This is a genomic window from Qipengyuania nanhaisediminis, from assembly GCF_900115585.1.
GTDB lineage: Bacteria > Pseudomonadota > Alphaproteobacteria > Sphingomonadales > Sphingomonadaceae > Qipengyuania > Qipengyuania nanhaisediminis.
The window spans coordinates 593,878-603,933 of record NZ_FOWZ01000001.1; the positions used below are offsets into that span (position 1 = coordinate 593,878).

The window sequence follows — 10,056 nt, forward strand, 5'->3', positions numbered from 1 at the left end:
CGCGAGCGATGCGGCGCGCGGCAACCGGCATGCTCGTCCTGATGGCCGCGATATTCATCCTCTCCGGCCGTTACCTGGCTGTGCACCCTGCATGGGGTTACGTGCATGCCTTTGCCGAGGCGGCGATGGTTGGCGGCCTCGCGGACTGGTTCGCGGTTACCGCGCTATTCCGGCGCCCCCTCGGGCTTCCGATCCCGCACACCGCAATCATCCCGGAGAACAAGGATCGCATCGCCGATACGATGGCGGATTTCCTGCGCAGCAATTTCCTGACGCCGCAGGTGGTGGCGAGACGGATGGGCACCATGAACTTTGCCGGTGCCGTCGGCTCCTACCTCGCCGACCCAAGGGCTGCGCAGGATGCACGCATACGTGCAGGTGCCGGGGACCTGGCCGTGGAAGTCCTCGAATCCCTCGATCCCGACCGGCTTGGCACTCAGGTGCGAAGCGGGATCGCTGCGCAGATCGAGAAGTTGGAGATCGCTCCGCTGCTCGGCGGAATGCTCGATGCGATGATCGCAGATGGCCGGCACAAACCGCTTATCGATAAAATCATCCGCTGGGCCGGCCTGGTCCTGGAAGACAACGAAGCGCTGGTCCGCGACATGGTTCACAAGCGCGCCAACGCCGTCCTGCGCTTTACCGGCCTGGACGAGCGGCTCGCGAATTCGGTCATCGATGGCCTCTACAAGCTCCTTGCAGAGGTGCTCGTCGATCCGGAACACCCGCTTCGCGACAAGATCGAGGAAGGGCTTGAAGAACTCGCCAAGGGCCTGCGCGAGGATCCTGAAATGCAGGAACGGGTCGAGCGGTTGAAGAGCGAGCTCCTCACCAATCCCGCGATTGCGGATTGGTGGCAGGGCGTTTGGGAGCGGATCAGGGCAAGGTTGATCCGCTCGATCAAGGAGTCCGGCGGTGTCGGGCCCTCCTATCTTGGCGAAACCTTGGGCGAGCTTGGCGCCGCGTTGCGCGATGACCACCGGCTCCAGCTACAGGTCAATCGCTTCGCACGCCGCACGGCCGTAGGAATCTCGACGCGTTACGGCGACCAGATCGTGCAGCTGGTGTCCGAAACCGTCCGCCGCTGGGATGCCACTACCCTGACCGACCGTGTAGAAGGCGCAGTCGGCCGCGATCTCCAGTTCATCCGTATCAACGGGACGCTGGTGGGCGGGCTCGTCGGCCTGACGATCCACGGGCTTTCGACGTTCCTGTTCTAAGCGACTGGCTCTGGCCTCAGTCGTGACGGATCTGGAAACCGTGTGCGTCTGATGAAAATCCGCGACCTGCCATGCGATACACTACAGTTGTCCAGTAGTAATCTGTGACCGGCTGGCCATCCCTGCCGGTTGCGGGATTGAAACGCGCATGCTTGACCAAGAGATCGCAGGCGGTCTGCCGCAAAACGAGGGCAGTCAGGTAGTTCGTCACATCGCAACGGGTCACGCGACCCGACCCGTCGACAATTAGGCGCACCGGCACCGGGCCCTGCAATCCGCCGCGCAAAGCGTCGTTCGGATAGTCACGTTGTAGCTTTTGCGCCCAATCCTTGATGTCCTTGGGGGTTGCATGGGTCTCGAAGCCCCTGTGCGCTTCAAGGTCCAAACCCGACTTTCTCAAGTGTTCGGTCACGCACTGGTCCAGCGCGCTGACAGCTTTGTCGATTGCCCGTGTACGCAGCGTAATCTGGCTCTCGAGCGGATCGATGGCGACGAAATCGGTGGTCTGTTTGGCTAGATCGTCGCTTTCATCCCAATCCGCACTCCCGAACAGGGGGCCGGCAAAAACCAAGCCCTCGCGATCGCCAATGGATGCCGTCGCTATACGCCGATAATCGGTGAGTTCGCGCTCGACTGAGAAACCCGCCTTCAGCGATCCGCTTCGCTGTGAAAGGGGGCCGCCGATAATCGCGAATTGCACATCGGACGCGGGATGGATGCGTTTGAAGGACAGGGTGACCCGATCATCCTTGCGGACGAAATCGCGGGAAACAGAGCACCCGTCATCTAGCGAAGACAGGCGCCATTGGCCGTCTGGCTGGAAGGGCAGCTCATTCTCCCCCTGGGCTGCACTGGTCTCGCCGTTCGACCCTGCTTCTGCAAGAGCCGGTGCGCCAATGGTAAGTGCGATAGCAAGCACTGACGTTTTGATAGCTTTCATGCGATAATTCTCATCTTGATGGGAGCTGGGACAGCCTGGCGAACTTCGAGATTGCTCCAAGGTGCGGAGCGCGCGTTGAACTCGAATTAGCGAGTATCCGCGCGAGTGAATCACGGCGCATTCCCGCGCATGCGATAGACGATGCGCGTGTTGAAGAACGTGCGGACAGGAGTTCCGTCGGCCATTCGCGCCGGTTCGGCCTCAGCGATCGTCTTGAAGGTGGTGCATGGATGGCGGGTCATGTCGAAGTCCTTGGCGATCGTCTGATTGATCAGGAAGCACTCCTCCACACTGCCATCCGTCCCCACTGTCAGGCGCAAGTGAAAGTCGGCTTGTGCTCGGTTGCGTAACGCATCGCGCGGGTAGCTCTGCTGCACGCGTCCCGCGACCTTCTCCAGGTTCAGGATCCGGGCCGGAGTAGAAACGGCTTTCTGTTCTTCCAGATCGAAGCCCCAGAACTCGACCAGATTTTCCATACAGGCGTTGAACGCCGTCAACGGCTTTTCCATCGGGCCGAGCCGCAAGGAAAATGAGTGGGCGCCCTTCTGGCTGATCATGAGCGTCTCGATCGAGGCGGCGTTCGAAGTGTCGAGTGAGAGAATGCCGCGTGGACTTGCGCCCCAATCGTAGTCACTCTCTCCCGGCAGCGGATGGGAGTGGGCCGTTACTGTCGACCTGTCGCCGATGACATCTCCATAGTTATCAAGCGTGCCGGGGGTGAAGCGAAATTCTTCCGCGTCTCCATCCGGTCCGAATGCGAAAGAAGCCTCGCGGCTGTACCTGATCCTGCGCACCGGCGGGCCCGCTACTGCCCACTGCGCTGAAACAGCCGGGTTCCATTGGTCGAGGATGAATATTGTCTGCGCTTCGTCGGTGCCGAACAGACGCGCCAAGCGACATTTGTGTTCGCCCATATCGAGCTGCCACGGGCCGAGCGGCATGAGCAATTCAGGCTCCCGCTCCTTAGCCGAGGCGCCCGACGAAAATCCCGCGAGCAAAGCCATTATGACAAGCGAAAGTAATGATTTGCGACCGAACATAGAAAAACCCCTCCGCTACGATCATGTAGCGGAGGGGTTATGAATTCAAGTCGAAGTTTGACTTAAAGCTTTTCGGTAAGCTCCGGAACCGCCTTGAACAGATCCGCCACGAGGCCGATGTCGGCGACCTGGAAGATCGGCGCGTCCTCGTCCTTGTTGATGGCGATGATGGTCTTGGAATCCTTCATGCCTGCAAGGTGCTGGATCGCGCCGGAGATGCCGATCGCGATATAGACTTCCGGAGCGACGATCTTGCCGGTCTGGCCGACCTGGTAGTCGTTGGGGACGTAGCCGGCATCGACCGCGGCGCGCGATGCGCCGATGCCTGCACCGAGCTTGTCCGCCAGCGGCGTGATGATCTGTTCGAAGGTCTCGCCGTCCTTGAGCGCACGACCACCCGATACGATTACCTTGGCACTGGTGAGTTCCGGGCGGTCGCTCTCGGCGATCTCGGCGCTTACGAAACTGGATAGGCCAGCATCGGCAGGGCCGGAGATTTCCTCGATCGTGCCGCTGCCGCCTTCGGTCGCCGCCTTGTCGAAGGCAGTACCGCGGACGGTGATGACCAGCTTTGCGTCGGACGATTCGACGGTCGCAATCGCATTGCCGGCATAGATCGGACGGGTGAAGGTCTTCTCGCCTTCGACCGAAAGGATGTCCGAAATCTGCATAACGTCGAGCAGTGCTGCAACACGCGGCGCGATGTTCTTGCCGGTGGTGGTGGCGGGTGCGACGAAAGCGTCGTGGTGGCCCATCTGATCGGCGATCAGGGGCGCGACATTCTCAGCCAAGGCATGCTCGTAAGCTGCGTCGTCGGCGAGGTGGACCTTGCCCACGCCCGCAACCTTTGCGGCCTGTTCCGCAACGGCGCGGCAGCCCGAACCTGCAACCAGCAGGTGGACTTCGCCCAGCTTGCTGGCGGCAGTGACCGCAGCCAGCGTTGCATCCTTCATCTCGGCATTGTCGTGTTCGACCCAGACGAGAGTTTTCATAAGTCTATTCCTTTCCTGTCCGGGTTCTTACGCGATGCCGAGCGCTTTGATCTTGGCGACCAGCGCATCGACGTCTTCGACCTTCTCGCCTGCCTGGCGAACCGGCGGTTCGGAGACGTTGGTTGTCTTCAGGCGCGGCGCGGTGTCGACGCCGTAATCGGACGGGCTCTTGGTATCGAGCGGCTTCTTCTTCGCCTTCATGATGTTGGGCAGCGAAGCATAGCGCGGCTCGTTCAAGCGAAGATCGGTAGTGACGATGGCCGGAAGCGTAAGCTTCACGGTTTCGAGACCGCCATCGACTTCGCGCTTCACGGTGACGCTGTCGCCATCGACTTCGACGGTGTTGGCGAAGGTGCCCTGCGGACGGCCCATGAGGGCTGCGAGCATCTGGCCGGTCTGGTTCGAATCGTCGTCGATCGCCTGCTTGCCCAGCATTACGATGCCCGGGGTCTCTTCCTCGGCAATAGCCTTGAGGATCTTGGCGACGGCGAGTGGTTCGACTTCATCGTCGGTTTCGACGAGGATCGCACGGTCCGCACCCATGGCGAGTGCAGTGCGCAGCGTTTCCTGCGCCTTGGCCGGGCCAACCGATACGGCGACGATCTCTTCCGCCTTGCCGGCTTCCTTGATCCGGATCGCCTCTTCGACGGCGATTTCGTCGAAGGGGTTCATGCTCATCTTGACGTTCGCCAAGTCCACGCCCGAGCCATCGGCTTTCACGCGGGGCTTGACGTTGTAATCGATCACCCGCTTGACGGGGACGAGGATTTTCATGGGTGTTACCTTCCTCTCGATAGAAACTGTGCCGCCCGCCTAGCTTGCGTTTACGTAAACGTCAAGTTGGGAGGGGCGGATATTCGAAACCGTTGCAGCAGCCTCTCGCCCGCGGAAATCCTCAGGTCAAGCGCTGCAGGCTGCTCACCTTTACTATGGATGGCGTAGCGAATAGTTTCCCTGCAAAGGCAGGAGGTTTGTGATGCGCGACTGGATGATGATTGCAGCGGCCCTAACCCTCGCACCCTCGTCGGTCGCCGCGCAAGAAGTACGGGACACGCCTGAGGATCACACTCCGCCCCCCGCTTCGCTAAAGCAGATGGGGTGGCTGGTGGGCCATTGGAGCGGCACCGGCATAGGCGGTGCTCCCGCGCACGAAAGCTGGCTGCTTCCCACAGGCAACACCATGGTCGGCACCTTCATCCAGATGAAGGATGAAACCGAGATCATGTTTACCGAGCACATCTACCTGATGGAGGAAGAAGGCTCGCTGGTCATGCGCCTCAAACACTTCAATGCCGACCTGACCGCGTGGGAAGACAAGGGAGGCATGGTAACCTTCAAGCTCATCGCTCTCGAGGACTGCGCCGCCTATTTCCGGGCGCTGACGCTGCGCTGCGATGGCGACAACGGCCTCGTCGCCGCCGTGCGCATGAAGAGCGCAGGCGGCGAGATAAGCGAGCTCGTTTTCCGGTTCGAACGGGTCGAGTAAATCCGGGCGGCGCTCAGGCCGCCTTTTTCACCTCTGCCACGATCTTGCGAGCGGCATCGCCCAGATCGTCTGCAGGAACGATCGGCAGGCCCGAATTGGCGAGGATTTCCTTGCCCTTCTCGACATTGGTGCCTTCGAGGCGGACGACTAGCGGCACGTCCAGCTCGACTTCCTTGGCCGCCACGACAATGCCTTCGGCAATCGTGTCGCAGCGCATGATGCCGCCGAAGATGTTCACGAGGATGCCTTCGACTGCCGGATCCTTGAGGATGATCTTGAACGCCGCAGTGACCTTCTCGGTCGTCGCGCCGCCGCCCACGTCGAGGAAGTTCGCCGGGAAAGCGCCGTTCAGTTTGATAATGTCCATCGTCGCCATGGCGAGGCCTGCGCCGTTGACCATGCAGCCGATGTTACCGTCCAATTTGATGTAGGCGAGGTCGTATTCCGATGCTTCGACTTCGGCCGGGTCTTCCTCGGTCTCGTCGCGCATCGCTTCTACGTCCTTGTGACGATAGAGCGCGTTGCCGTCGAAGCTCATCTTGGTGTCGAGGACGAGCAGGTTGCCGTCCTTGTCTTCCACCAGCGGATTGATCTCGAGCATTTCCATGTCGAGGTCCATGAAGGCGGTGTAGAGCTGCTTGGCCAGCTTCTGGCACTGCTTGTTGGTATCGCCGGTCAGCTTGAGGGCGAAGGCCACCGCGCGGCCATGGTGGGGCATGAAGCCCTGTGCCGGGTCGATGGTGATCGTGGTGATCTTCTCGGGCGTCTCGTGCGCGACATCCTCGATGTCCATGCCGCCTTCGGTCGACGCGATCATGGCGACCTGGCCGCTGGCGCGGTCGACCAGCATCGAGAGATAGTATTCATGCGCGATGTCGACGCCGTCGGTGACATAGAGGCGATTGACCTGCTTGCCTTCATCGCCGGTCTGGATCGTCACCAGCGTGTTGCCGAGCATTTCCTTGGCGTTCGCCTCGACTTCCTCGATGCTCTTCGACAGGCGGACGCCGCCCTTCGCATCGGGGCCGAGTTCCTTGAACTTGCCCTTGCCGCGGCCACCGGCGTGGATCTGGGCTTTCACGACGTAAAGCGGCCCGGGAAGCTGTTTCGCGCCTGCGACCGCTTCTTCGACGGTCATCGCTGCGTGTCCTGCGGGAACGGCGATGCCGTACTTAGCGAGGAGTTCTTTGGCCTGGTATTCGTGGATGTTCATTTCGGGCTTTCGTCCTTCGCGTATTGCGCGGCTGGGGGAATCGAGTTGCGGGGCCGCATAAGCATGTCTGGCCGCGCTTGAAAAGTGCGACTTTCGGGTGCAGGTGCGCTTCCCATCCATGATCGACGCAAAGCGACTCGAATCGATCGTCTCCGAAGCGGGGCGCATCGCGCTGGACCTCTGGCCCGGGGCGGGCAACGACGTGCGCACTTGGGAAAAGACTCCGGGCAGCCCGGTGTGCGAAGCCGACCTGGCCGTCGACGCCTTCCTCAAGCGGGAATTGGGCGCTCTTTTGCCTGCAGCCGGCTGGCTTTCGGAAGAGACGGTCGACGATCCGGCGCGTCTCGACCGCGATCTTATCTGGCTCGTCGACCCTATCGACGGAACACGCGATTTCATTCGTGGCCGTCCGGGCTGGGCAGTGTCGGTGGCGTTGATAAGTGCAGGGCGGCCCCTGATCGGCTCGCTCTGCGCGCCCGCCCGCAAGGAAGTCTGGCAGGCAACTGCCGGACAGGGTTCGTGGCGAAACGGCGAGAAGCTCGTTTCGTCCAAGCGCGAGGAATTCACCGGCGCCCGTGTCCCTGCAGCGGACCTGATGAAGCAGGACCGGATGCTCGAGAAAGTCTACCAGCCCAACTCGATTGCGCTGCGCATGGCGATGGTTGCAGCGGATGAGGCCGATCTGGTCGCGACCCTGCGCTGGGGATTCGAGTGGGACATCGCGGCAGCGGCACTTATCGCGCGCGAAGCGGGGGCCGCAGTCTCGGACGCTTTCGGCCGCAAGCTGAACTACAACAAGCGCGACCCGCGCGAGTTCGGGATGGTGGTGAGCGCCCCCGGCATCCATTCCGCAACGGTTGCGCATCTCGCCGACCGGGCGGCGACCCTGGCTTCCAAGTAGCAACCCGAAATAAAAAAGGGACCGGGTTTTGGCCCGGCCCCTTTCCTGCGACTTTTCCGAAAGGCTCGGATCAGTTGCCCTGCTGGGCTGCTTCGACATCGTCTTGGTCGAAGGGGATAATCTTGATTTCGACGCGGCGGTTGAGCGGTTCGGCAACGCCATCCGCAGTCTGGACTGCGAGGTTGGTTTCACCAAAGCCCATCCAGCGGATGCGCGAAGAGCTCACGCCGCGGCTGGTCAGATAGTTTGCGACTGCCTGCGCACGCTGTTCCGAAAGGCGCTGGTTGAAGTCCGAGGCACCAACGGTGTCGGTGTAGCCGTATACGTCGATCAGGCTGTTCGGATACTGGACGAGGTTCTGCGCGACCCGGTCGAGTGTCTGGCGGAATGCGCTGTTGATCGTGGCACTGCCCGTGGCGAACGTTACGCCGTCCGGCAGGTTCACGAGGATAGCCTCGCCGCCATCTACTTCGCTGACGTCTACGCCCGAACCGGCAGTCTGCTCTTCGAGCTCCTTGATCTGCTGGTCCATCTTGTAGCCGACATAGCCGCCGGCAGCTGCGCCGCCTGCAGCACCGATGATACGGCCGGTCTTGCCGCCGATGACGCCGCCAAGCAGGCCGCCGGCGACTGCACCGCCGACGCCGCCGAGAACGGTGCGCGAAATCTTCTTTTCACCCGTGTTCGGGTCGGTGACGCAGGCCGAGGTGCCCATGAGGGCGACAGCCGAGAAGCCTGCGAGGAAAATCCGTGATTTTTGCATAAATATATCCCCTTCTAGAGTTATGACGGCCAGCGGCTCCTTACGAGCCGGTGCCGACACGCCATGTGGGACGCGCCCACCAGCGCCTCTGAAGGTTCCAAACAAGCGAAACGGCCTAGTGTTCCGCGAAGCACTGGCATGCGCGATAATTTGTGCTAGCGCAGGATTGTGACACCCTTTCCCTGGACAGACCTGCTCATCATCGCCGGGCTCATCATGCTCAACGGCGTTTTCGCCATGAGCGAACTTGCCATCGTTTCCGCGCGCACCGGAAGGCTACAAGGCGCAGCCCAGCAAGGCAGTGCCGGAGCGCAAGCGGCCATCGCCCTCGCGGCGGATCCGGGCAAATTCCTTTCGACCGTACAGATCGGGATCACTCTCGTCGGCATCGTCGCGGGTGCATACTCCGGTGCCAGCCTCGGCGGTCCGGTCGGGGAACGCCTTGCCGCCATCGGGCTGCCCGCGGACTGGGCGCCCCAGGTCGGTTTTGCGCTGGTCATTGCGCTTACGACCTATTTCAGCCTCGTGATCGGCGAACTGGTGCCGAAACAGATCGCGTTACGCGCTGCCGTGCCGATCGCCACTGCGATGGCATTGCCGATGGCCTTTATCGCGAAGGTCGCCGCGCCGCTCGTCTGGCTCCTCGATACCTCTTCCAGCCTCATCATCCGCCTGCTCGGCGTGCGCCCGGCCGGTCAAAGTGCGGTCACGGCGGAAGAGCTGCACATGCTCTTCGCAGAGGCTACGCGAAGCGGGGTAATCGAGCACGAACAGCACCAGATGCTGTCGGGCGTGGTCCGGCTTGCCGAACGCCCCGTGCGCGAAGTGATGACGCCGCGGACGGAGATCGACTGGATCGATATCGCAGCGGACGAGGATGCGATTTCCAGCCTTCTGGCCGAAAGCCCCCATTCGGTATGGCCCGTTGCGGACGGATCCCCCGACAAGGTCCTCGGCCTTGTGAGGGTGCGCGAAATCCTGGCGGCCCAAGTGGCCGGAGGTCCGGTGATCCTGCAGGACCTCCTGCGCAAGGCGGAGGTGGTTCCGGACCAGCTCGATGCCGTGGATGCCCTGCGCGTCTTGCAGCAGGCCGATATCGCCATGGCGATGGTCCATGACGAATACGGCCATCTCGACGGGATTGTGACGCCGGTCGACCTTCTGACCGCAATCGTCGGCGATTTCGCCAGCGACCAGGATCCGGGCGACTCGCCGGGTATCGTGGAGCGTGCGGATGGCTCGCTCCTGGTTTCGGGTTCGCTAAGTGCGGATGCGCTCGCCGACCGGCTGGGGCTCGAATATGGCGAAGACCGCGAATTCGCGACCGTCGCGGGCTACGTCCTCGCAGTGTTGAAAAAGCTTCCGGCCGAGGGCGAGTGGTTCGAGGAGCAAGGCTGGCGCTTCGAAGTCATCGACCTCGACGAACGCCGGATCGACAAGCTCCTGGTCAGCGCGCTCGACGCAGCGAAACCTTCCGAAGACGGGGACGGTTGAAGCTTCC

Annotated in this window: 10 protein-coding genes; 4 read left to right on the plus strand and 6 right to left on the minus strand. The window is 61.8% G+C overall.

Annotated features, from left to right (window positions below; all coding sequences use genetic code 11):
* Nucleotides 1-8: 8 nt before the first annotated feature.
* On the plus strand, nucleotides 9-1,220 hold the full coding sequence (locus BM173_RS03045; protein ID WP_090477168.1) for a DUF445 domain-containing protein: 1,212 nt from the start codon (nucleotides 9-11) through the stop codon (nucleotides 1,218-1,220).
* A 16-nt stretch (nucleotides 1,221-1,236) separates the two neighbouring features.
* On the opposite strand, the gene BM173_RS03050 is transcribed toward BM173_RS03045, so the two are convergent.
* From BM173_RS03050 to BM173_RS03065, 4 genes are all read right to left on the minus strand, one after another.
* Nucleotides 1,237-2,160: an energy transducer TonB gene (locus BM173_RS03050; protein ID WP_090477170.1), complete on the minus strand. Its 924-nt coding sequence runs from the start codon at nucleotides 2,158-2,160 to the stop codon at nucleotides 1,237-1,239.
* A 110-nt stretch (nucleotides 2,161-2,270) separates the two neighbouring features.
* The gene (locus tag BM173_RS03055; protein WP_090477171.1) at nucleotides 2,271-3,101 is read right to left on the minus strand and encodes an energy transducer TonB; all 831 of its coding nucleotides are present in this window, start codon (nucleotides 3,099-3,101) and stop codon (nucleotides 2,271-2,273) included.
* Nucleotides 3,102-3,262: 161 nt separating this feature from the next.
* Entirely contained in the window at nucleotides 3,263-4,192 is a 930-nt protein-coding gene (locus BM173_RS03060) for an electron transfer flavoprotein subunit alpha/FixB family protein (protein ID WP_090477173.1), read from the minus strand.
* 27 nt (nucleotides 4,193-4,219) lie between these two features.
* Entirely contained in the window at nucleotides 4,220-4,966 is a 747-nt protein-coding gene (locus tag BM173_RS03065; RefSeq protein WP_090477175.1) for an electron transfer flavoprotein subunit beta/FixA family protein, read from the minus strand.
* A 202-nt stretch (nucleotides 4,967-5,168) separates the two neighbouring features.
* On the opposite strand from BM173_RS03065, the gene BM173_RS03070 reads away from it, so the two are divergent.
* Nucleotides 5,169-5,678, plus strand: coding sequence for a DUF6265 family protein (locus BM173_RS03070; RefSeq protein WP_090477177.1), 510 nt, complete (start codon nucleotides 5,169-5,171; stop codon nucleotides 5,676-5,678).
* A gap of 13 nt (nucleotides 5,679-5,691) precedes the next feature.
* Here the strand turns inward: BM173_RS03070 and sucC are convergent, their stop codons facing one another.
* Nucleotides 5,692-6,891 carry an ADP-forming succinate--CoA ligase subunit beta gene (gene sucC, locus BM173_RS03075; RefSeq protein ID WP_090478430.1) on the minus strand — a complete coding sequence of 400 codons (1,200 nt, stop codon included), beginning with the start codon at nucleotides 6,889-6,891 and terminating at the stop codon, nucleotides 5,692-5,694.
* Between the two features lie 118 nt (nucleotides 6,892-7,009).
* On the opposite strand from sucC, the gene BM173_RS03080 reads away from it, so the two are divergent.
* Nucleotides 7,010-7,792, plus strand: a complete 783-nt coding sequence (locus BM173_RS03080) for a 3'(2'),5'-bisphosphate nucleotidase CysQ (protein ID WP_090477180.1) — start codon at nucleotides 7,010-7,012, stop codon at nucleotides 7,790-7,792.
* 70 nt (nucleotides 7,793-7,862) lie between these two features.
* Here BM173_RS03080 and BM173_RS03085 read toward each other — a convergent pair whose 3' ends face one another.
* Nucleotides 7,863-8,555: a YiaD family glycine zipper/OmpA-like lipoprotein gene (locus tag BM173_RS03085; RefSeq protein WP_090477182.1), complete on the minus strand. Its 693-nt coding sequence runs from the start codon at nucleotides 8,553-8,555 to the stop codon at nucleotides 7,863-7,865.
* Nucleotides 8,556-8,723: 168 nt separating this feature from the next.
* On the opposite strand from BM173_RS03085, the gene BM173_RS03090 reads away from it, so the two are divergent.
* Nucleotides 8,724-10,049 carry a hemolysin family protein gene (locus BM173_RS03090; protein WP_090477184.1) on the plus strand — a complete coding sequence of 442 codons (1,326 nt, stop codon included), beginning with the start codon at nucleotides 8,724-8,726 and terminating at the stop codon, nucleotides 10,047-10,049.
* Nucleotides 10,050-10,056 lie beyond the last annotated feature (7 nt).

What these genes read in the sequence shown, in the direction of transcription:
- BM173_RS03045 (WP_090477168.1), top strand. Translation starts at nt 9, where the DNA reads ATGCGGCGCGCGGCAACCGGCATGCTCGTCCTGATGGCCGCGATATTC.
- BM173_RS03050 (WP_090477170.1), bottom strand. Translation starts at nt 2,160, where the DNA reads ATGAAAGCTATCAAAACGTCAGTGCTTGCTATCGCACTTACCATTGGC.
- BM173_RS03055 (WP_090477171.1), bottom strand. Translation starts at nt 3,101, where the DNA reads ATGCCGCTCGGCCCGTGGCAGCTCGATATGGGCGAACACAAATGTCGC.
- BM173_RS03060 (WP_090477173.1), bottom strand. Translation starts at nt 4,192, where the DNA reads ATGAAAACTCTCGTCTGGGTCGAACACGACAATGCCGAGATGAAGGAT.
- BM173_RS03065 (WP_090477175.1), bottom strand. Translation starts at nt 4,966, where the DNA reads ATGAAAATCCTCGTCCCCGTCAAGCGGGTGATCGATTACAACGTCAAG.
- BM173_RS03070 (WP_090477177.1), top strand. Translation starts at nt 5,169, where the DNA reads ATGCGCGACTGGATGATGATTGCAGCGGCCCTAACCCTCGCACCCTCG.
- sucC (WP_090478430.1), bottom strand. Translation starts at nt 6,891, where the DNA reads ATGAACATCCACGAATACCAGGCCAAAGAACTCCTCGCTAAGTACGGC.
- BM173_RS03080 (WP_090477180.1), top strand. Translation starts at nt 7,010, where the DNA reads ATGATCGACGCAAAGCGACTCGAATCGATCGTCTCCGAAGCGGGGCGC.
- BM173_RS03085 (WP_090477182.1), bottom strand. Translation starts at nt 8,555, where the DNA reads ATGCAAAAATCACGGATTTTCCTCGCAGGCTTCTCGGCTGTCGCCCTC.